Below are 21,628 nucleotides of genomic sequence, written 5' to 3' on the forward strand. Positions count from 1 at the left end.
GTCAGCGAAGATCCCGGAGGCGCGCGGCGATGCCTTCCGCCTCGCCGGCACGTCGTTCGTACGACACGGCGAGGATCAGCAGGACGGCCCCGACGACCGCGAGTGTGATCCACCACGGCATCGACTCGATGCCCCGACCGATCTGCACCGCGAACGCCGATACGGTCTCGATCGGCAGCACGACGACGCCGATGACGAACGGTGCCGCCAGTCGGGCGGTCGCCCCCACGAGGATCGCGACGAGTGCGAGGACGATCACGAGGATCGCACGCCACGTGAGCGGGTCGGTGAACGTCGACGCGATCGAGGCGCTGAGCACCGTCACCAGGCCGGGCGCGAGCAGCGCCCACGACCCGCCGAACCCCGCCGGCCACTGTGCCAGCGTCCCGCGGGCGCCGTCCGGATGCCGCCCGAGATGCAACGCGCCCGCCACCAGGAGGGCGGCGCCCAGCGGCAGCGAGAACCACTCGACTCGAAGATCACGCGGACTCCACGCGACAACCGCAGTGGTGAACGACAACACGAAGAGCACCCACACCGGCGGCAGGATGCCGGCATCCTCCACACCTCGTCGGCGAAGCGTCGTCGCGACGGCCACCACGGCGATGAGCCCCGCGATCATGACCGCCCACATCGTCCAAATGCTGGTCCAGTCCCGCTGGATCGCCGGCCACGTGCCGGCGGCGAGGAACACGACCGTGGGCACGAGCAGCCACCGCCGCCGCGATGGGGTCGCGAACACCGAGGATGCCGCCGCCGCTCCCGAGAGACCCGCGACCACGGCGCCGAGCCCGGCGAACGCCAGCGCAGTGAACACCACGACGCCGCCCGGACCTTCAGCATCCAGGCCCACGCGAGCCGCGTGCACGGGGCCCGCCGATGCGGCCACCACTGCGGTCGCCAGCATCGGGATGCGCAGCGCGCCGAGTGGCCCGGGGTCACGCAGTCGCGCACCGAGCGCGCACAGGACGACGGCTGCGGCCAGCAGCGCCCACAGCCGCCAGGTGCCGCCGGCGATCGCCAGCAGCACGACGCTCGGTGTGACGACGACCGCCATGCCGACGGCGAACAGTGCCCGACCGTTCCGGCGACGCCAGGTGAGCGCGGCCCCCACAGTCGCAGCGGCCAGCGCAGGCGGCACGGTGTACGGTTCGACGACCTCGACCCCGGCGAGCGACCAGGCGCACCACAGCGCTCCCGTGCCCGCCGCGGCTGCGAACCACCACAGGAAGCGGCGACGGACTGTCGCCGCGGCCGCACCGATGCCGATCGCGAGGATGACGAGCACGAGGATCGCTGTGGGCAGCCCCGCCGCCTCCCGCCCGAGCGCGAGCGCAACTGCGATGGCAGCGGTCAGGAGCGATGAGGACTCGATCGCCAACCGAAGGCGCTCTGCGTCGCCGCCCGACATGTCACGCCCCACGAACGCCGCGCGCACGCGCGTCGCGAGCGGCAACGCGCACACCACGATGACAGCGATGATCGGGAGGACCACCGGCGATCCGCTCATGGGCAGCAGCCACGCGCCGAGACACACCGCGACGACCGCCAGTGCCGGCACCAGCACCGCGGCGCACACGGCGCGCAGGACCGGCACGAGGCCCGCCCGTCTGGTCATGAGCAGCGTCAGCGCGAGCAGGAAGATGAGCCCGGTCGACAGGGCCGTCCACCCCGTCCGCACGGTGATCACCTGCACGACACCGACAAGGAACGGCACCGAGGTGACCGCGAGCACCGTCCACCACGCGTGCACCGGGACGCGTCGCGCGTATGTGGCGGCAATGGCCACCATGGCGCCGGCCGATGTCGTGAGGCTCGTCGTCGCGACCGCATCCAGCCCCAGCAGGCCGAACCCAGCGGCCGTCGCGAGGAGCGCATAGGCATACCCGGCGCCCACGTGCGCCCACCGCCTCGCCCGCGGCGCGCCGAGTGAGACCACGGCGGCCGCGGCGACCACGACCGGTGCACTCCACACGGCGATCTGCGCGGATTGCCAGGCCACCAGCGCGCCCAGCGCGAGGGCCGCATGCGTCGCGATGGTGAACGGAATCGCGAGGATCGCCGAACGGGTGCGTGTGCGGACAACCATCGTCGTGAGTACCGCCACCACCACGGCGACGGCGACGGCGACGGTGAGACCGGGCATCCCGTGCGGCAGCAGCACGGCGGCCAGAAGCGCGCCCGCGCCGAGCCACGCCGCGACGACACTCGACCAGACAGTGGCATGCAGCCGTGCGTGCAGCGCGAAGCCGACCGCGACCGCGACGAGTCCGACCGTGGCGCCCAGCGATGCCCACCGGTCATCGGCGACACCGCCCCACCCGCCCCCGGCCTCCCCGGAGAGGGTGAGCACGGCGCCGAACGCAATGGTGGCCAGCACCGGGAGAGCCATGAGCGCCATCGCAGACAGGGCGCCCGCCGTCGTCCACGCGGTCCGCGAACGGGATCGCACGTCAGGAGCCCACGTCGCGAGCAGCAGGCCTGCGGCGGCGCCCGCCGGCGCCGAGGCGAACAGCCATGCGGCGCCCGCCTCGGCGGTGACGGGAACGGCGGCCCCGATCAGGGTGAGGGCACCGACTGCGGTCCCGCCCGAGACGGTCGACCACAGCGGCATCGCGATCCGTCGTGCCGAGAGCGCCGCGACCAGCGCGACCAGCGCGAAGAAGGCAGCGGCCGTCCACAGCGTTGCAGAGAACGAAGCGCCGATCGCCAGCAGCTGCGGCAACGAGATCACGAGCGCGATGACCTGCACGACGGTGAGCGCGACACCTTCGGCAGTCGCCGATGCGCGCCGGGCAGCGGCGGCGCGCTGTGCGACCGCGATCAGCGCCATCGCGGCGCCCATGGTCCCGGTCCACCCGATCAGCGCGGCGATCGGCGTCGCACCGGCCGCGCCGAACATGGCAGGAACGAGGGCGAGTGCGACCACCGCGGGCGCGAACCATGCCCGGATGCCGGATCGAAGACCCGCGAACCCCATCACACCGCCGGCGATCAGCGTCGCGATCGCCGTGAGCACCCAGCCGCTGAGGGTTGCGGGAGTGAGTGCCGCGATCGCTGTGATGTCGAGTGCGATGAACACCATGCCGAGGGCACCGACGGTTTCCGCCGAAGAGCGCAGCCGCCGAGCGTGCAGCATCCTTGCGCCCGCGAGGAAGACGGCCGTCGTGGCGAACAGCACGAGGCTGCGCACGCCCCGGTCGTCGAGGTCCGGGTTGAAGAAGGTGAACACGATCGCTGCGACGGCGAACAGTCCCGCGCCGGCGACCGCAAGGACGGATTGGACCGTGGTGTTGCCGCGCGGCGCCGCAACCGCCGTGGGCGTGGCAGACGTGCTGGGCGGGCGCTGCGCTGGCGGGGCGGCAGCGGCGACAGATCGCCGCGGGATGTTGAGGCGGAGGGTCTCGCGAGCTTCCAGCGCGACGGCGGCGGAGTGGGAGGCGTTCCATAGCGCGACGGCTTCGGTGGTGGCGAGATCGGCGCCGCACTCGGTGCACGACGTCGCGACGAGCGACGCGCGCCCGCAGACCGGGCACCGGCCCCCGTCGCGCAAGCGGGCGATGGCGACGGTGCTCCATGACGGCGCGGCTTCGACGATGTACGTCATCGGGCTTCCTCCTCGTCGGGCACCCACTGCAGGATGTCGCCCGGCTGGCATTCGAGCACACGGCAGATCGCGTCGAGGGTCGTGAAGCGCACCGCCTTTGCGCGTCCGTTCTTCAAGACCGAAACATTGGCGGGCGTGATGTCGATGGCCGCGGCGAAGTCGCCCACCGACATCTTCTTCTTGGCCAGTTCGACGTCGAGGTTGATGATGATCGGCATCACACCACCTCCGAGAGGTCGTGCTGCAGATCGAGCGCGCGTCGCAGCAGTCCGCGCAGGACCCGCACCAGCAGGGCGAGCCCGCCACCGACGACGATGCCGAACAAGCCGAGCAGCAGGGTCGACGGGTTCGCGGCTCCCGTCGCCAGCAGCAGCACCGCGGCGACCACGATCAAGAGGTCGGCGATCACGATCGAGGCGATGATGACGTCGATGTAGCGGAATGCACGATCACTGAAGGAGCCTTCCGTCGTGAACAGGTCGAGGAGGCGCCAGATGCACACGAGCACGACTTGCACGCAGACCGTGAAGGCGATGGCGATGATCAGGCACGGCACCTGCAAAGTGGCGAACTCGGGGAATGCACGTGCCCACCCCGCGGCCGTGACGGGCAGCGCGACGGTCTGCGCGACCAGCAGCAGCAGGATCATCAGCACGAGCGACGCTTTGAGGGCGACGAAGGTCACGCGATTCATGGGGCACCTATCGATAAACGGCATACAGCTATCGATATTCAACGCACAATCTGAGCCGAACGGCAAGTCGTCGCGCCCGCGTGCGGCGAGTTCTCAGGTGTCGTCAGCGACGGCGCGCGTGCTGGATGCGGGAGGTCAACTGGTGAGCGTGCGCAAGCAGCGTCCGACCGAGCGATGCGAGCCGATCCGGCCCGAATCGGAATTCGACGCCGGTGAGGCTGAGCGCCCACTCCGGCCGCCCGTGCTGATCGAAGACCGCCGCGCCGATACCCCAGGAGCCCTGCACGATCAGTCCGGGGTTGACGCCGTAGCCGCGTTCCCTGGTCTCGCCGAGGCGGGTGCGGAGGGCGCCCGCATCGTGGGAGCCGCCCCATCGGGCCGCCAGGTCGGGGTGCCGCTCGAGATACGCGTCAACGTCGGCATCGGGCAGAAACGAGAGGATCGCGAGCCCGGCCGATGCGACGCCGAGCGGAAAGCGCACGCCCTCGCTCAACACGAAGGAACGAATGGGGAAGGCGCCGTCCTCGCGAAGCAGACAGACCGTCTCATCGCCACGGCGTACCGACAGGAACGCGCTCTCCTCCGTTTTCACCGCCAGTGAGCGCACGATGTCGCGCGCGAGGTGTGTCACGTCGTAGCGGCTGGCCGCAGCCGCGCCCATGAGGAACAGCTCCGGTCCGGGCAGCCACTTCGCGGTGCGCTCATCCTGATCGACGAGCCCCTCCGCCCGCAACGCGGACAGCAGGCGGTGCGCGGTCGAGCGCGACAGCTGTGCGTCGGCAGCGAGTTCCTGCACACCGCGACCCTGCTCGCCCCCGGCGGAGACCAGACGCAACAGCGCGGCGGCGCGGCCGATGGCCTGTGCGCCGGGCACAGCGACGGTGGGTTCCATATTGTGGACACTACGTCCCATCGCTCCCACATGGCAAGCCGTCGCTTGGCACGGGCCGCGCCGGTGGCCGAGGGTGGAGGCAACCGACACGAAGGAGTGCCACGTGATCGACAAGACGATCGCCTCAGCGGCTGACGCCGTCGCAGACATCCCCGATGGAGCATCGCTCGCCGTGGGCGGGTTCGGGCTGTCCGGCAACCCGATCGCGCTCATCGAAGCGCTGCTCGCACAGGGCACGAGCGATCTCTCGATCGTCTCGAACAATTGCGGCGTCGACGACTGGGGGCTCGGCATCCTGCTGAATGCCCAGCGGATCCGCAAGATGACTTCGTCATACGTCGGCGAGAACAAGGAGTTCGAACGGCAGTTCCTCTCCGGGGAACTCGAGCTCGAGCTCACGCCCCAGGGCACCCTGGCGGAGAAGCTGCGCGCAGGCGGGTCTGGCATCGCCGCGTTCTACACGCAGACCGGCGTCGGCACCCAGGTCGCCGAGGGTGGACTGCCGCGCCGGTACGACGGTGCCGGCGGTGTCGCAGAGGCCTCGCCCGTCAAAGACGTGCGCACGTTCGACGTCAACGGCGAACCTCGTGAATACGTGCTCGAGGAGGCGATCGTCACCGATTTCGCGCTCGTGCACGCGCTGAAGGGTGACCGGCACGGCAACCTCATCTTCAACAAGGCCGCCCGCAACTTCAATCCGCTCGCGGCGATGGCAGGGCGCGTGTGCATCGCGCAGGTCGAACAGCTCGTGGAGCCGGGGGAGCTCGACCCCGATCTGATCCACCTGCCGGGCATCTACGTGCACCGCGTCGTCGAGGTGGGCACCGACATCGAGAAGCGCATCGAACGGCGCACCGTCACGACCGCACCGGCAGAAGGAGCCTGACATGGCGCTCACCCGCAACGAGATGGCCGCCCGCGCGGCCGCGGAGCTGACGGACGGCTCGTACGTCAACCTCGGCATCGGTCTGCCCACGCTCGTGCCGAACTACGTGCCGGCGGGCGTCACCGTCGTGCTGCAGTCGGAGAACGGCATCCTCGGCGTCGGTCCGTATCCGACCGAAGACGCCGTCGACCCCGACCTCATCAACGCCGGCAAAGAGACGGTGACCGTCCTGCCGGGGTCGGCCTATTTCGATTCGGCCACGAGCTTCGGCATGATCCGCGGCGGCAAGATCGACGCCGCGATCCTCGGCGCGATGCAGGTCTCGGCGGCCGGTGACCTCGCGAACTGGATGATCCCCGGCAAGATGGTGAAGGGTCCCGGCGGGGCGATGGATCTCGTCCACGGTGCCGCCAAGGTGATCGTGCTCATGGAGCATGTGGCCAAGGACGGCTCGGCGAAGATCGTCGACGAATGCTCGCTGCCGTTGACCGGTAAGGGCGTGGTCGACCGCGTCATCACCGATCTGGCGGTGATCGACGTCACCGACGATGGCCTCGTGCTCGTGGAGGTCGCTCCGGGCGTGACGGTCCAGCAGGTCGTCGACGCCACCGGCCCCCACCTCACGGTCGCAGAAGCATTGGAGTCCCACGCATGAACACCGAAGACATCGTCATCGTCGGCGCGGCCCGCACGCCGCAGGGCCGCCTCAAAGGCGCGCTCGCCTCGTTCACGGCCCCGCAGCTCGGTGGCTTCGCGATCGCCGGTGCGCTGGAGAAGTCCGGCATTCCTGCAGCTGCCGTGGATGCCGTCGTCATGGGACAGGTGCTGCCTGCCGGTTCCGGGCAGAATCCGGCGCGCCAGGCTGCGCTTGCCGCCGGGATCGGCTGGGATGTTCCCGCGTCGTCGGTCAACAAGGTCTGTTTGTCCGGTCTGACCGCGATCATCGACGCCAAGCGCATGATCGCCTCGGGCGACGCCACGGTCGTCGTCGCAGGCGGTATGGAGTCGATGACGCGGGCGCCGCACCTGATGATGGGGTCGCGCGACGGCTGGGCCTATGGATCGGTCGAGGTGCTCGACCACATGGCATTCGACGGACTCACCGACGCCTACGACAAGGAGAGCATGGGGGCGTCCACCGAACGCTTGAACGGGCGCTACGAGGTGACGCGCGAGGCGCAGGACCGTGTTGCAGCGCTGTCGCATCAGCGAGCTGCTGCCGCGCAGGCAGCGGGGCGATTCGACGCTGAGATCGTTGCGGTCGAAGTCCCTCAGCGCAAGGGCGACCCGGTGCGGGTGACCGCTGACGAAGGGATCCGACCCGGCACGACCGAAGAGACGCTGGCCGGGCTTCGGCCGGCATTCGCGAAGGACGGATCCATCACGGCCGGCAACGCGTCGCAGATCTCCGACGGCGCAGCTGCCGTCGTGCTGACCACGAGGGCGCACGCTGATGCCGAGGGGTGGGACGTCCTCGCCGTGGTGGGCGCGAGCGGTCAGGTCGCCGGGCCCGACAACTCATTGCACGCGCAGCCGGCACGGGCGATCGAGAAGGCACTCGGCGCGCAGGGGATCGCGGCATCCGATCTGGACTTCGTCGAGATCAACGAGGCCTTCGGAGCCGTCGTCGCGCGGTCGCAGTCCGAACTCGGTCTCGCAGAGGATGTCGTGAACGTCGACGGTGGTGGTATCGCGCTCGGCCACCCGATCGGAGCGTCAGGCTGCCGCCTGGTGGTGCACGCCGTGCACGAACTCGTGCGTCGGGGATCCGGCACGGCCGCAGTCGGACTGTGCGGTGGCGGCGGTCAGGGCGACGCGCTCATCATCACGCGCTGACCGGGCGCGACCGGCCCGGCTCAGCGGCGCTTGAGTCGGGCCTCGAACAGCTCCTTCTCCTGCCCGGCGACGGGGGAGTCCAGCGCGATGAGCTTGCCGCGCGATGCCCGGCGGGTGTCGACGACCGCGCCGACGGCGAGCGCGAGGGTGATGCCCCAGCTCAGCCATGCGAGCGCGACCCGCCAGGTGAACGGTTCGTTCTCGCGAGCGCTTCGCAGCAGCGTCATGCCCGCGCTGATGGCGGAGAACAGTCCGGTCCCGAACAGGTACTTGCGCATACCACCACGCTACCCGGCAAGCGCCCGGCGCGCCTCGTTAGGCTGGATGAATGCCCCGTCGAGAGGAACCTTCGTGTCTGAGCACCCCGTAGACGAGGCCGACTTCGTCGTCGTGTCGAACCGCCTTCCGGTCGATCGCACCGATGATGACGCTGATCCGTGGCGTCGATCGCCCGGTGGATTGGTCGCGGCGCTCGAACCCGTCATGCGCACCGTGCAGGGTGCGTGGGTGGGTTGGCCGGGCAAGGCCGACCTTGAGGTCGAGCCGTTCGAGTTCGACGGGCTCAGCCTCGTGCCGGTCGCGCTCTCCGGCGATGATGTGCAGTTGTACTACGAGGGGTTCTCCAACGACACGATCTGGCCGCTCTACCACGATGTCATCGCGGCGCCGGGCTACCACCGCACCTGGTGGGATGCGTACGTCCGGGTGAATCGGCGCTTCGCCGAGGCCGCGGCCTCGATCGCCGCAGAGGGCGCCACGGTGTGGGTGCATGACTATCAGCTGCAGCTGGTGCCGGCGCTGCTGCGCGAACGGCGACCGGATCTGACCATCGGCTACTTCCACCACATTCCCTTCCCGGCATACGGCATCTACGCCCAGTTGCCGTGGCGCAAGCAGGTGCTCGAGGGACTGCTCGGCGCCGATGTGATCGGCTTCCAGCGGGTCGCGGATGCCGGCAATTTCGCGCGAGCCGTCCGGCGGGTGTTCTCCTACGAGACGAAGGCGGGCGCGATCTCGGTGCCGACGCCCGACGGGGGATCGCGCGTCGCGGTCGCGAAGGCGTACCCGATCTCGATCGACGCGTCCGTGTACGACGAGTTGGCGCGGCGGCCCGACATCCAGGCGAGGGCGCGCGAGATCCGCGAAAGCCTCGGCGACCCGGCCACGATCCTGCTGGGCGTCGACCGACTGGACTACACCAAAGGCATCCGCCACCGTCTCAAGGCGTTCGGCGAACTGCTCAACGACGGCCGGCTGTCGGTGGAGGACGTGACGCTCGTCCAGGTCGCGAGCCCCAGCCGCGAACGCGTCGAGGCCTACATGCAGTTGCGCGATGAGATCGAGTTGACGGTCGGTCGCATCAACGGCGACCACGACACGGTCGGGCGCTCCGCGATCCGCTACCTGCATCACTCCTACCCGCGCGAAGAGATGGTTGCGCTCTACCTCGCGGCTGACGTCATGTTGGTGACGGCGTTGCGCGACGGCATGAACCTCGTGGCGAAGGAGTACGTCGCCAGTCGTATCGACGGCGGTGGCACCCTCGTGCTGAGCGAGTTCGCCGGTGCCGCCGACGAACTGACGCAGGCGATCAAGGTGAATCCGCACGACATTGACGGGCTGAAGGACGCCATCATGTCGGTGATCGAACTTCCAGAAGGTGAGCGTCGCAAGCGCATGAAGGCGCTGCGTCGACGCGTGTCCGAATACGACGTCGCCCGTTGGTCGCAGCGGTTCCTCGACGATCTCGCGGCATCGAAGGGAGCCTCCGCATGAGTGCCACCCTCGAGCAGCTGGCCGCGACCGAGCACCTGCTCGTCGCGCTCGATTTCGACGGCACCCTCTCGCCGTTGGTCGACGTGCCGATGGATGCGCGCATGACCGCCGAAGCCCGCGCCGCGGTCGATGCGCTCGTCGCCACCCCCGACACCACCGTCGCACTCGTGTCCGGCCGCAGCCTGCATGACCTTCGCGAGATCGCAGAACACACGGACGCGTCGGCGATCATGCTGGCGGGATCGCACGGTGCGGAGTTCTGGCTGCCGGGCACGGGCCGCCAGGCGAGCGCCGAGGATGCCGATGACGTGCGGCTGCGCGATGAACTCCGCGCCGAAGCCGAGCGACTGGTCGCCCCGTTCGACGGCGCGTGGATCGAGCCGAAGACATTCGGATTCGGGGTGCCGACCCGCACGGTCGCGCCCGAGCATGAAGCGCGCGTGCACGAGCTCGTCGCGGCGCTCGTCGCTGAACGGGCGCCGCATTGGCGACGACGCTCGGGGCACCACATCACTGAATACGCCTTCCGATCCGAAGGCAAGGACACCGCAGTTGCGCACCTTCGCGAGCGCACCGGTGCCACGGCCGTGCTGTTCGCGGGCGACGACGTCACCGACGAAGACGCGATCACGTCGCTCGGCGCGGGCGATCTCGGCATCCGTGTCGGCGGGGGAGCGAGCGCCGCTGCCCTGCACCTCGACGGCATCGAAGAGCTCGCGGCGTCACTGTCGCGACTTGCGGCGCTGCGGGCCGCCGCGCGGGAATAGACTTCGAGAATGCCCACTGGAGACGACACCATCGACATCAAGCCCCGCAGTCGAGCGGTCACAGACGGCATCGAAGCCACCACCTCGCGCGGAATGCTCCGCGCCGTGGGCATGGGCGATGCCGACTGGGACAAGCCGCAGATCGGCATCGCGTCGAGCTGGAACGAGATCACCCCCTGCAACCTGAGCCTGGACCGCCTCGCGCAGGGCGCGAAGGAGGGCGTGCACGCCGGCGGCGGCTATCCGCTGCAGTTCGGCACGATCTCGGTCTCGGACGGGATCTCGATGGGCCACGAGGGAATGCACTTCTCGCTCGTCAGCCGCGAGGTCATCGCAGACTCCGTCGAGGCCGTCATCATGGCCGAACGGCTCGACGGCACGGTGCTGCTGGCAGGCTGCGACAAGTCGATCCCGGGCATGATGATGGCCAGCGCCCGGCTCGGGCTGTCCAGCGTCTTCCTCTACGCCGGCTCGACCATGCCCGGCTGGGTCAAGCTGAGCGACGGCACCGAGAAGGACGTCACGATCATCGACTCGTTCGAGGGCGTCGGTGCCTGTCGCGCGGGCAAGATGTCCGAAGAAGACCTCAAGCGCATCGAATGCGCGATCGTCCCGGGCGAGGGTGCGTGCGGTGGCATGTACACCGCGAACACGATGGCATCCGTGGGCGAAGCGCTCGGGCTCAGCCTGCCCGGTTCGGCGGCGCCGCCGGCGGCCGACCGTCGTCGCGACTACTACGCGCACCGTTCGGGTGAGGCTGTCGTGAATCTGCTCCGCCAGGGCATCACGACCAAGGACATCCTGACGAAGGAGGCGTTCGAGAACGCCATCGCCCTCGTCATGGCGCTCGGCGGATCCACCAATGCGGTGCTGCACCTCCTCGCGATCGCGCGTGAGGCCGAAGTCGACCTGTCGCTGCACGACTTCAACCGCATCGGCGACAAGACGCCGCACGTCGCCGACATGAAGCCCTTCGGTCAGTACGTCATGAACGACGTCGACCGTCACGGCGGCATCCCCGTCGTGATGAAGGCGATGCTCGATGAGGGTCTGCTGCACGGTGACGCGCTCACCGTCACCGGCAAGACGCTCGCCGAGAACCTGCGTGAGCTCGACCCCGAGCCGATCGACGGTCAAGTCATCCACACGTTCGCCGACCCCATCCACGTCAACGGCGGCATCACGATCCTCCACGGTTCGCTCGCCCCCGAAGGCGCGGTCGTGAAGTCCGCGGGCTTCGACGCCGACGTCTTCGAGGGCCCCGCGCTGGTCTTCGAGCGGGAGCGCGCCGCGATGGATGCCGTCGCGAACGGCGAGGTCGCCCCCGGCTCGGTCATCGTCATCCGCTACGAGGGCCCCAAGGGTGGCCCCGGCATGCGTGAGATGCTCGCGATCACTGCCGCCATCAAGGGCGCTGGGCTCGGAAAAGATGTACTACTCTTGACGGACGGCAGATTCTCAGGCGGCACAACCGGCCTGTGCATCGGCCACATAGCACCCGAAGCGGTGGACGCTGGTCCCATCGCCTTCGTGCGCGATGGTGATCTGATACGGGTCGATATCGCAGCTCGAACACTCGACCTACTCGTCGACGAGTCCGAGCTCAGCTCCCGCCGTGAAGGCTGGGAGCCGCTTCCCCCGCGCTATACCCGTGGCGTCCTGGCCAAATACTCCAAGCTCGTGCGCTCCGCTGCGGAGGGCGCGACGACGGGGTAAGGCCCGCTCACCCTTCCGATCGTCCACTCGCACTCGAGGTTCGTCATGTCTTCAGACACCGCACCGGCCGTGCCACGGCCGCCCGCACGTTCATCCGCTCCCTCGCTCACCGGCGCCCAGGCCGTCGTCCGCTCGCTCGAGCTGCTCGGCGTGACCGATGTGTTCGGTCTGCCCGGCGGCGCCATCCTTCCCGTCTATGACCCGCTCATGGACACCTCCGAGATCCGCCACATCCTGGTTCGGCACGAGCAGGGCGCCGGTCACGCCGCAGAGGGTTACGCCTCGGCTTCGGGCCGCGTCGGTGTCGCGATCGCCACGAGCGGTCCCGGTGCGACCAACCTCGTGACCGCGATCGCCGACGCCTACATGGACTCGGTTCCGATCGTGTGCATCACGGGGCAGGTCTTCTCGACCCTCATGGGTACCGATGCCTTCCAGGAAGCCGACATCGTGGGCATCACGATGCCGATCACGAAGCATTCGTTCCTGGTCAAGCGTGCCGAAGACATTCCCGGTGCGATCGCGGCGGCCTTCGAGGTCGCCTCGACCGGTCGACCCGGGCCCGTGCTCGTGGACATCACGAAGGATGCGCAGCAGGACGAGGTGCCGTTCGTCTGGCCGCCGAAGATCGACCTGCCCGGCTACCGTCCGGTGACGAAAGCGCACGGCAAGCAGATCCAGGCGGCGGCCCACCTGATTGCCGAGGCGACCAAGCCTGTCCTGTACGTCGGTGGCGGCGTCGTGCGCGCCGGCGCATCGGCCGAGCTGTTGGGCCTCGCTGAAGCCACCGGCTCGCCCGTCGTGACGACGCTGATGGCTCGCGGCGCGTTCCCTGATTCGCACCCGCAGCACCTCGGCATGCCCGGCATGCACGGCACAGTGCCCGCTGTCCTTGCACTGCAGGAAGCCGACCTCATCGTCGCGCTGGGTGCGCGATTCGATGACCGCGTGACCGGCAAGGCCGCGCTGTTCGCACCGAACGCCAAGGTCGTGCACGTCGACATCGACCCGGCCGAGATCTCGAAGATCCGCACGGCGGACGTGCCGATCGTTGGTGACCTGCGCGACGTGTTGGTCGATTTGGATGCTGCGTTCCTCGGGGCGACCAACGGCACCAAGCCCGACATCTCCGACTGGTGGGCGTTCCTCGACGGTCTGCGCGACGAGTTCCCCCTCGGCTACTCGCCGACCAGCGACGGACTCCTCTCGCCGCAGCACGTGATCCAGCGCATCGGCGAGCTCACCGGCCCCGAGGGCGTCTACGCTGCCGGTGTCGGTCAGCATCAGATGTGGGCGGCGCAGTTCATCAAGTACGAGCGCCCCAACGCATGGCTGAACTCCGGCGGCGCCGGCACGATGGGCTATTCGGTCCCTGCAGCGATGGGTGCGAAGGTCGCTGAACCCGACCGCGTCGTGTGGGCGATCGACGGCGACGGATGCTTCCAGATGACGAACCAGGAACTCGCGACCTGTGTCATCAACAACATCCCCATCAAGGTCGCGATCATCAACAACTCGTCGCTCGGCATGGTGCGACAGTGGCAGACGCTGTTCTACAACGGCCGCTACTCGAACACCGACCTGAACACCGGCCACGACAGCATCCGCATCCCCGATTTCGTGAAGCTGGCCGAGGCGTACGGCTGTCTCGCGATCCGCGTCGAGTCCGAGGACGAGGTGGATGCCGCGATCAAGACGGCGCTCGAAACCAACGACCGTCCGGTCGTGATCGACTTCGTCGTCAGTGCCGACGCCATGGTGTGGCCGATGGTGCCGCAGGGCGTCAGCAACAGCTACGTGCAGTACGCGCGCGACCACGCGCCGACGTTCGACGAGGAGGCCTGATGAGCAAGCACGTCCTGAGCCTCCTGGTGGAGGACAAGCCGGGTCTGCTGACCCGTGTCGCGGGGCTGTTCGCCCGGCGCGGCTTCAACATCGACTCGCTGGCCGTGGGCGTCACCGAGGTGCCGGGGCTGTCCCGCATCACGGTCGTCGTCGACGTCGAAGAGCTGCCGCTCGAACAGGTCACCAAACAGCTGAACAAGCTCGTCAACGTCATCAAGATCGTCGAGCTCGACTACGCGGCCTCCGTGCAGCGCGAGCACATGCTCGTGAAGGTGCGGGCCGACAACCAGACGCGGTCCAACGTCATCGAGGTCGTCAACCTGTTCCGCGCCTCGGTCGTCGACTACGCCACCGACGCACTCGTGGTGGAGGTCACGGGTGACCGCGGCAAGGTCGACGCGTTCCTGCGCGCCCTCGAGCCGTTCGGCATCAAGGAACTCGCCCAGTCCGGCATGGTCGCCATCGGCCGCGGCGGCAAGAGCATCACCGAGCGCGTGCTGCGCGGCTGACGCCGCGACATTGGCATGACTCGATCACTGACCAGAAATACAAGGAGAGAAACACAACATCATGGCTGAGATCTTCTACGACGCAGACGCTGACCTTTCGCTCATCCAGGGCAAGAAGGTCGCGGTCGTCGGCTACGGCTCGCAGGGGCACGCCCACGCGCAGAACCTGCGTGACTCGGGCGTCGAGGTCGCCATCGCGCTGAAGGCCGGTTCCAAGTCGGCTCCCAAGGCCGAAGAGGACGGCTTCGCCGTCAAGTCGGTCGCCGATGCGGCCGAGTGGGCTGACGTCATCATGATCCTCGCGCCCGACCAGCACCAGCGCGGCATCTACAACGACGAGATCAAGCCGCACCTCACCGCCGGCAAGACCCTCGCCTTCGCGCACGGGTTCAACATCCGCTTCGGCTACATCGAGGCCCCCGAGGGTGTCGACGTGATCCTCGTCGCCCCGAAGGCGCCGGGTCACACGGTGCGCCGCGAGTTCGTCGCAGGTCGCGGCATCCCCGACATCATCGCCGTTGAGAACGACGCCTCGGGTCAGGCCTGGGACCTCGCGCTCTCGTACGCGAAGGCGATCGGCGGCACCCGCGCCGGTGTCATCAAGACGACCTTCACCGAAGAGACCGAGACCGACCTGTTCGGCGAGCAGGCCGTGCTCTGCGGCGGCGTCTCGCAGCTGATCCAATACGGCTTCGAGACCCTCACCGAGGCCGGCTACCAGCCGCAGATCGCGTACTTCGAGGTGCTGCACGAGCTCAAGCTCATCGTCGACCTCATGTGGGAGGGTGGCATCGCCAAGCAGCGCTGGTCGGTCTCCGACACCGCCGAGTACGGCGACTACGTCTCGGGCCCGCGCGTCATCGACCCGCGCGTGAAGGAGAACATGGCGGGCGTGCTCGCCGACATCCAGTCGGGCGCCTTCGCGGAGCGCTTCATCGGCGACCAGGACAACGGTGCCGAGGAGTTCCAGAAGCTGCGCGCCGCCGCCGCCCAGCACCCGATCGAGGCGGTCGGACGGGACCTGCGCGCCCTGTTCGCGTGGAAGCAGCAGGACGCCGACTACACCGAGGGCAGCGCTGCGCGCTGATCCCCGCATCAGACCCTCGGTGACCAGCCGAGACAGGCTTGCAAGAGCCACCGGAGCCCGGCCCCTTACAAGGGGGTCGGGCTCTGTGCATGCAGGTGGGCGAGGATCGATGGCGGATCTCGATGTTGTCGCGGTGGCTGTCGCTGCGGTTCGGCGACGACCGGATACGCTGAGATCGTGAGCACCGGACGCGACGACGACGCCCTCTCGTGGGACGGCGACGACGACCCTACGCTGCACGCAGGCGAGGATCGCAACCCGCAACCGGAGCCGGCTGCGGAGGCACCCGCGAACACGCCCCCTGACCCCGCGTTGCCGAAGGGGTACACCGCCGTCGGCAAGGGCAGTGAGGGCGTGGGGCGGCTCGAGGCCGACGGCACCGTCATCGTCCCGGGGGAGCCGCAGCCGCTCGGCAACACCGCGCTCATCGCCCTCGGCATCCTGGGTGGTGTGTATGCGCTGTTCACGGTGGGGTGGGTCATCGGCGGCCTGCGGTTGCAGGACGTCGCGGTGTTCCTCGTGTCGCCGATCGCCTATGTGCCCGCGTTCTGGCTTGCGGTGCTCGCGCCCGCGATCTGGTTCGTGACGACCTATGCCCTGACCCGTCACGCGGCCACATGGGTGCGTTTCTGCTGGCTCGCCGCCGGCGCGGTGCTGCTGGTGCCGTGGCCGTTCATCATGATCGGGGCGGTGGGCCAGTGACCGAGACGACGACCACCGCGGCGCCCCGTCGGAATCCGACCTGGCTCGTCGCGACGATCGCGGGCTTTTTCGGGCTGTTCTACGCCTATGCCGTATGGAACGCGGTCGCATTCATGGCTGCGCAGTCCGGCGACGGCACCGGGCTGCAGGACTGGGCGGCGCTCATCCTCGCCGTCGCGTTTCCGATCCTGGCGTTCGCGGCATCGTTCGCGATCGGCTCCCGCAGGAAGCTCTGGGAGTTCGCCCTCGTCATGCTCGTCGGTTTGGCGTTGACGGCCGTCGTGTGGTTGAACGTCATCGCGTATGCCTGGAACGCCGTCTCGTTGCAGCTCGTTCCCGGTTCCTGAGGGCCTGTCGCGCGCCGACACATGGTCTGAGGCGGCTTCTCTCGGCCGGTAGGCTGTGTGTCAGCCGCGCCCGCCGTCGGCACGGCTCATTTCCCACCCGCGTTCCGAAGGGTCTGTCGCCGTGCCCAAGCCCGTTGTCCTCATCGCCGAAGAGCTCTCGCCCGCCACGATCGACGCCCTCGGGCCCGACTTCGACATCCGCCACGTGGATGGCGCCGATCGTGCTGCGCTGCTGCCTGCGCTGGCCGATGCGAACGCGGTGCTGATCCGCTCGGCGACGAAGATGGATGCCGAGGCGATCGCCGCAGCCCCCGAGCTGAAGGTCATCGCCCGCGCGGGCGTGGGCCTCGACAACGTCGACATCAAGACGGCCACGACGGCCGGCGTCATGGTGGTCAACGCCCCGACGTCGAACATCATCTCGGCAGCCGAGCTGACGGTCGGTCACATTCTGAGCCTGGCCCGTCACATTCCCGCGGCGCACGCGTCACTCGCCGCGGGTGCGTGGAAGCGCAGTTCGTTCACCGGCACCGAACTGTTCGAGAAGACCGTCGGCATCATCGGCCTCGGCCGCATCGGTGCACTCATCGCCGCCCGCCTGCAGGCGTTCGGAGTCACGGTCGTCGCCTACGACCCCTACGTCACGCCCGCGCGTGCCGGTCAGCTCGGCGTGCAGCTGCTCGAGCTCGACGACCTGTTGGCGACCAGCGACTTCGTCACGATCCACATGCCGAAGACACCCGAGACGACGGGCATGATCGGCGCGGAGCAGTTCCGCATCATGAAGAACAGCGCCTACGTCGTCAACGTCGCCCGCGGCGGCCTGATCGACGAACAGGCCCTGCGCGAGGCCCTCGTCGCGGGTGAGATCGCCGGAGCGGGCCTGGACGTGTTCACGAGCGAGCCGCCGGCTGCCGGCGGTTCGGCAGCCGCGCTGCTCGACCTGCCGAACGTCGTCGTCACCCCGCACCTCGGTGCGTCGACCGACGAGGCGCAGGAGAAGGCGGGCGTGTCGGTCGCGAAGTCGGTGAAGCTCGCGCTCGAGGGTGACCTGGTGCCCGACGCGGTCAACGTCGCAGGCGGCGTCATCGACCCGTTCGTCCGCCCCGGTATCGCCCTCGTCGAGCAGCTCGGTCAGTTCTTCACGGGTCTCGCCCCGGCGGCACTCACCACGCTCGACATCGAGGTGCGCGGTGAGCTCGCAGCCTACGACGTCAGCGTGTACCGCCTGGCGGCACTCAAGGGCATCCTCGCGAATGTCGTGAGCGAGAACGTCTCCTACGTCAACGCCCCGCTGTTCGCCGAGCAGCGCGGTATCGAGACGCGCATGATCGTCGAGCCCGAGAGCCCGCTGTACCGCAACATCACGATTCTGCGCGGCACGCTGGCCGACGGCACCGTGCTGACCGTCGCGGGCACGCTCGCCGGCACCCGCATGGTGCCGAAGGTCGTCGAGATCGACGGGTACGAGATCGAGGTTCCGATCGAGAAGCACCACCTCGTGATGCGCTACAAGGATCGCCCCGGCATCGTCGCGATCTACGGCGAGAAGCTCGGCACGGCCGGCATCAACATCGGTGGGCTGCAGGTGGCGCGTTCTGACGCGAGCGGCCGTGCGCTGTCCGTGCTCACGGTCGACTCGCCGGTTCCTGACGCGCTCGTCGAGGAGATCGCGACCGCCGTCGAAGCCGACCTGTTCCGTCGCATCGAGATCACCGAGGCCTGACCGCGCGCTCGACGAGTGCGACGAGCGCGTCGAGTGCGGCGCCGCGGGGGACGGGCTCTGACCCCGACACCGGCAGCGCGTTGTTGTAATAGAGGCCGTCGCTGACGAGCAGAACGAGGTCGAGTGCGGTGTCGTCGCGCACGTGCGGGCGCAGCGCCGTCTCCCAGCGCGCGCGCACGTCGCGCAGGGCGTCCGACGCCTCGGCATGGCCGCCTTGTGCGAGTCGTGACGCCGCAATGAGCGCGCGATCGAGCGGTTCGTCGGCCATCACCGAGGTCCTGACGAAGAAGGCGACGGGCCCCTCGGGTGCGGCATCCATCGCCGCGATGTCGGCGTCGACCAGCGCCGCAAGGCGTTCGAGCAGCGCGCGCTCCAGCGCCTCCTTCGACGCGAAGTGGTAGAGCAGCCCGCCTTTGGACACGCCAGCGGCACGCGCGGTCGCATCCATGGTCGCGGCGCGTTCGCCGTCGTCGACGAGCAACCGCTCGAACGCATCGAGCACACTGTCGCGGGCGCGGGGAGGGCGACTCATGTCTCGATCCTCCCATCGTCACAGCGTGTCTGTTACTATACCGGCTGGACGGTGTAGAAATGACGTTGACAGAAGAGATCCGGATCGCCGACGACGCAGGCACGCGCGTGGGCTGGCGCGGCTGGGCCGCGCTGATCGTGCTGATGCTGCCGGTGCTGCTGGTGTCGGTGGACAACACGGTGCTGAGTTTCGCGATCCCCGCGATCGCAGAAGACCTCGCACCCTCGAGCGCGCAGCAATTGTGGATCGTCGACGCCTACCCGCTCGTACTGGCTGGGCTGCTGGTGACGATGGGCACGTTCGGCGACAGGTTCGGGCGGCGACGGATGCTGCTGATCGGCGCGACCGGGTTCGCCGTCGTATCGGTGCTCGCCGCATTCGCGCCGACCGCAGCGGCCCTGATCGTCGCCCGAGCCGCGATGGGCGTGTTCGGCGCGATGCTGATGCCGTCGACGCTGTCGCTGCTGCGCTCGATCTTCACCGACCGCAACCAGCGGCGCCTCGCGATCGCGGTGTGGGCTTCGATGTTCTCTGCGGGTTCGGCCATCGGCCCCGTCGTCGGCGGATTCCTGCTCGAGCACTTCGCGTGGGGGTCGGTGTTCCTCCTCTCGGTGCCGGTGCTCGTGCCGCTCCTCGTCTTCGCGCCGCTGCTGGTGCCAGAGTCCCGCGACCCGCACCCCGGCCGATTCGACCCCGCGAGCATCGTGCTGTCGATGCTCACGATCGTCCCCGTCGTGTACGCGATCAAGGAGATCGCCGTCCATGGCCTCGGTGCGCTGCCGATCGTGCTCGCCGTCGCGGGCGTCGGCTTCGGCATCCTGTTCGTGCGTCGACAGCTGCGGGCCACCGCGCCCATGCTCGACATGCGGCTGTTCCGTCGCGGCCGGTTCAGCGGTGCACTGCTGGTCAACCTGCTGAGCGTCATCGCCCTCGTCGGCTTCCTCTACTTCGTCTCGCAGCACCTGCAGCTGGTCATGGGGCTCTCGCCGATGGATGCCGGCCTCGCCCTCGTTCCGGGCATGGTCGCGATGATCGCCGCGGGACTCACCGTCGTGCCGATCGCCAGGCGCATCGATGCCCGCATCGTCGTGCCGACAGGCCTCGTGTTCTCGGTCGCCGCCTATCTGCTGATCGCCCTCGGTGCCGGCACCACCGTGACCGGCCTCGCGATCGCCTTCGTCGTGCTCGGGATCGGGATCGGCATCGCCGAGACCGTCTCCAACGACCTCATCCTCGCCAGCGTTCCGCCCGCGAAGGCCGGTGCGGCCAGCGCTGTTTCGGAGACGGCGTACGAGCTCGGCGCGGTGCTCGGCACGACCGTGCTCGGCGGCATCCTCACCGCGCTCTACCGCGGCGGCATCGAGATCCCCGCCGGCGTGCCCGCGGACGCGGCCGATGCCGCGCGTGAGACACTCGCCGGCGCGTTCGTCGCGGCGCAGCAGTTGCCCGACGCGATCGGCGACGCGCTGCGCGAGGCCGCAGCGCTCGCGTTCGAGTCCGGGGTGACCGTCACGGCGATCATCGGGGCCGTCCTCGTCGTCGGCGCCGGGGTCATCGCGGCCACTACGCTGGGAGCAGTCCCCACCGCCCCCGAAGCGAGCACACAGGAGAGTAATGTCGCGCGTCGTGAAACTGGCCGTCATTCCGGGTGACGGCATCGGTCCCGAGGTCATCGCCGAGGCGGAGAAGGTGCTCGACGCCGCCACCGCGGCATCCGACGTCACGTTCGAACGCACGGCCTTCTCGCTCGGCGCCGCGCGCTACCTCGAGACCGGCGACACCCTCAGCGACGACGACCTGGCCTCGATCAAGGCACACGACGCGATCCTGCTGGGCGCCGTCGGCGGCACCCCCGGCGACCCTCGCCTGAAAGACGCCAACATCGAGCGCGGGCTGCTGCTGAAGCTCCGATTCGAGCTCGACCATTACGTCAACCTGCGGCCCTCGAAGCTGTACCCGGGGGCCTCCGGTCCGTTGGCGGACCCGGGAGAGATCGACTTCGTCGTCGTCCGTGAGGGCACCGAGGGTCCCTACGTCGGCAACGGCGGCTCCATCCGCACCGGCACGCCGCACGAGGTCGCGAACGAAACCTCGGTCAACACGGCGTACGGCATCGAGCGGGTCGTGCGGTTCGCGTTCGCGCAGGCCGCCAAGCGCCGCGGCAAGGTGACGCTCGTCCACAAGACCAACGTGCTCGTGCACGCCGGCGGCATGTGGAAGCGGATCACGGATGCCGTGGCCGCAGAGCACCCGGACGTCGCCGTAGACTATCTGCACGTCGACGCGGCGACGATCTTCCTGGTCACGAACCCGGGCCGCTTCGACGTGATCGTCACCGACAACCTCTTCGGCGACATCCTCACCGACTTGGCCGGCGCCGTCACCGGAGGCATCGGCCTCGCCGCATCGGGGAACATCAACCCCGACGGCGCGTTCCCGTCGATGTTCGAGCCCGTGCACGGATCGGCTCCCGACATCGCCGGCCAGCAGAAGGCCGACCCCACGGCCGCGATCCTCTCCGTCGCCCTGCTGCTCGATCACCTCGGGCTCTCGGGCGAAGCGCAGCGCGTCACCCGCGCTGTCGAGGACGACATCGCAGCCCGGGGCGCCGTAGCCCGCACGACTGCGCAGATCGGCGACGCCATCGTCGCCCGCGTACAGGCGTAACCTGACAGGAACGACCGCCGCCGCTTCGCCGGCGGCACG

Annotated in this window: 20 protein-coding genes; 14 read left to right on the forward strand and 6 right to left on the reverse strand. The window is 68.9% G+C overall.

What is annotated here, in order from left to right:
* Nucleotide 1: 1 nt before the first annotated feature.
* From ACSF8R_RS11565 to ACSF8R_RS11580, 4 genes are all read right to left on the reverse strand, one after another.
* Nucleotides 2–3,607, reverse strand: coding sequence for an SCO7613 C-terminal domain-containing membrane protein (locus tag ACSF8R_RS11565; protein ID WP_434812029.1), 3,606 nt, complete (start codon nucleotides 3,605–3,607; stop codon nucleotides 2–4).
* A complete protein-coding gene (locus ACSF8R_RS11570; protein ID WP_434812030.1) occupies nucleotides 3,604–3,825 on the reverse strand; it encodes a helix-turn-helix domain-containing protein in 222 nt (73 codons plus the stop codon). Before ACSF8R_RS11570 ends, ACSF8R_RS11565 begins: the two co-directional genes overlap by 4 nt.
* Nucleotides 3,825–4,301, reverse strand: coding sequence for a DUF2975 domain-containing protein (locus tag ACSF8R_RS11575; protein WP_434812031.1), 477 nt, complete (start codon nucleotides 4,299–4,301; stop codon nucleotides 3,825–3,827). Before ACSF8R_RS11575 ends, ACSF8R_RS11570 begins: the two co-directional genes overlap by 1 nt.
* Before the next feature lie 103 nt (nucleotides 4,302–4,404).
* On the reverse strand, nucleotides 4,405–5,193 hold the full coding sequence (locus tag ACSF8R_RS11580) for an IclR family transcriptional regulator (RefSeq protein ID WP_434812032.1): 789 nt from the start codon (nucleotides 5,191–5,193) through the stop codon (nucleotides 4,405–4,407).
* Between the two features lie 103 nt (nucleotides 5,194–5,296).
* Here ACSF8R_RS11580 and ACSF8R_RS11585 point away from each other — a divergent pair, with 103 nt between their 5' ends.
* The 3 genes from ACSF8R_RS11585 to ACSF8R_RS11595 are packed head-to-tail and all read left to right on the forward strand — an operon-like array spanning nucleotide 5,297 to nucleotide 7,915.
* Nucleotides 5,297–6,079, forward strand: coding sequence for a CoA transferase subunit A (locus tag ACSF8R_RS11585; protein ID WP_434812033.1), 783 nt, complete (start codon nucleotides 5,297–5,299; stop codon nucleotides 6,077–6,079).
* A 1-nt stretch (nucleotide 6,080) separates the two neighbouring features.
* Nucleotides 6,081–6,734: a 3-oxoacid CoA-transferase subunit B gene (locus ACSF8R_RS11590; protein WP_434812034.1), complete on the forward strand. Its 654-nt coding sequence runs from the start codon at nucleotides 6,081–6,083 to the stop codon at nucleotides 6,732–6,734.
* Nucleotides 6,731–7,915 (forward strand): acetyl-CoA C-acetyltransferase, encoded by a 1,185-nt coding sequence (locus ACSF8R_RS11595; RefSeq protein WP_434812035.1) that lies wholly within the window; start codon nucleotides 6,731–6,733, stop codon nucleotides 7,913–7,915. Before ACSF8R_RS11590 ends, ACSF8R_RS11595 begins: the two co-directional genes overlap by 4 nt.
* A 20-nt stretch (nucleotides 7,916–7,935) precedes the next feature.
* Here the strand turns inward: ACSF8R_RS11595 and ACSF8R_RS11600 are convergent, their stop codons facing one another.
* Nucleotides 7,936–8,193 (reverse strand): hypothetical protein, encoded by a 258-nt coding sequence (locus ACSF8R_RS11600; protein ID WP_434812036.1) that lies wholly within the window; start codon nucleotides 8,191–8,193, stop codon nucleotides 7,936–7,938.
* A gap of 73 nt (nucleotides 8,194–8,266) precedes the next feature.
* Here ACSF8R_RS11600 and ACSF8R_RS11605 point away from each other — a divergent pair, with 73 nt between their 5' ends.
* From ACSF8R_RS11605 to serA, 9 genes are all read left to right on the forward strand, one after another.
* Nucleotides 8,267–9,691, forward strand: coding sequence for an alpha,alpha-trehalose-phosphate synthase (UDP-forming) (locus ACSF8R_RS11605; RefSeq protein WP_434812037.1), 1,425 nt, complete (start codon nucleotides 8,267–8,269; stop codon nucleotides 9,689–9,691).
* Nucleotides 9,688–10,458, forward strand: coding sequence for a trehalose-phosphatase (otsB, locus tag ACSF8R_RS11610; protein ID WP_434812038.1), 771 nt, complete (start codon nucleotides 9,688–9,690; stop codon nucleotides 10,456–10,458). The genes ACSF8R_RS11605 and otsB overlap by 4 nt, the downstream gene beginning before the upstream one ends.
* A gap of 9 nt (nucleotides 10,459–10,467) precedes the next feature.
* Nucleotides 10,468–12,174, forward strand: a complete 1,707-nt coding sequence (gene ilvD, locus ACSF8R_RS11615; protein ID WP_434812039.1) for a dihydroxy-acid dehydratase — start codon at nucleotides 10,468–10,470, stop codon at nucleotides 12,172–12,174.
* 45 nt (nucleotides 12,175–12,219) lie between these two features.
* Entirely contained in the window at nucleotides 12,220–14,019 is a 1,800-nt protein-coding gene (locus tag ACSF8R_RS11620) for an acetolactate synthase large subunit (RefSeq protein WP_434812040.1), read from the forward strand.
* A complete protein-coding gene (ilvN, locus tag ACSF8R_RS11625; RefSeq protein ID WP_412946718.1) occupies nucleotides 14,019–14,528 on the forward strand; it encodes an acetolactate synthase small subunit in 510 nt (169 codons plus the stop codon). The genes ACSF8R_RS11620 and ilvN overlap by 1 nt, the downstream gene beginning before the upstream one ends.
* Nucleotides 14,529–14,589: 61 nt before the next feature.
* Nucleotides 14,590–15,615, forward strand: a complete 1,026-nt coding sequence (ilvC, locus tag ACSF8R_RS11630) for a ketol-acid reductoisomerase (RefSeq protein WP_434812041.1) — start codon at nucleotides 14,590–14,592, stop codon at nucleotides 15,613–15,615.
* Between the two features lie 177 nt (nucleotides 15,616–15,792).
* Entirely contained in the window at nucleotides 15,793–16,317 is a 525-nt protein-coding gene (locus ACSF8R_RS11635) for a DNA polymerase III subunit gamma/tau (protein ID WP_434812042.1), read from the forward strand.
* A complete protein-coding gene (locus ACSF8R_RS11640) occupies nucleotides 16,314–16,664 on the forward strand; it encodes a hypothetical protein (RefSeq protein WP_434812043.1) in 351 nt (116 codons plus the stop codon). Before ACSF8R_RS11635 ends, ACSF8R_RS11640 begins: the two co-directional genes overlap by 4 nt.
* A gap of 121 nt (nucleotides 16,665–16,785) precedes the next feature.
* Nucleotides 16,786–18,390, forward strand: coding sequence for a phosphoglycerate dehydrogenase (gene serA / locus ACSF8R_RS11645; RefSeq protein ID WP_434812044.1), 1,605 nt, complete (start codon nucleotides 16,786–16,788; stop codon nucleotides 18,388–18,390).
* Here the strand turns inward: serA and ACSF8R_RS11650 are convergent.
* Nucleotides 18,377–18,922 (reverse strand): TetR/AcrR family transcriptional regulator, encoded by a 546-nt coding sequence (locus ACSF8R_RS11650; protein WP_434812045.1) that lies wholly within the window; start codon nucleotides 18,920–18,922, stop codon nucleotides 18,377–18,379. The genes serA and ACSF8R_RS11650 overlap by 14 nt on opposite strands.
* 59 nt (nucleotides 18,923–18,981) lie before the next feature.
* Here ACSF8R_RS11650 and ACSF8R_RS11655 point away from each other — a divergent pair, with 59 nt between their 5' ends.
* Nucleotides 18,982–20,574, forward strand: a complete 1,593-nt coding sequence (locus ACSF8R_RS11655) for an MFS transporter (protein WP_434812046.1) — start codon at nucleotides 18,982–18,984, stop codon at nucleotides 20,572–20,574.
* Nucleotides 20,537–21,589, forward strand: coding sequence for a 3-isopropylmalate dehydrogenase (locus ACSF8R_RS11660; RefSeq protein WP_434812047.1), 1,053 nt, complete (start codon nucleotides 20,537–20,539; stop codon nucleotides 21,587–21,589). Before ACSF8R_RS11655 ends, ACSF8R_RS11660 begins: the two co-directional genes overlap by 38 nt.
* The last annotated feature ends 39 nt before the right edge of the window (nucleotides 21,590–21,628 follow it).

Source organism: Microbacterium sp. bgisy189 (genome assembly GCF_965345345.1).
Classification (GTDB): Bacteria; Actinomycetota; Actinomycetes; order Actinomycetales; family Microbacteriaceae; genus Microbacterium.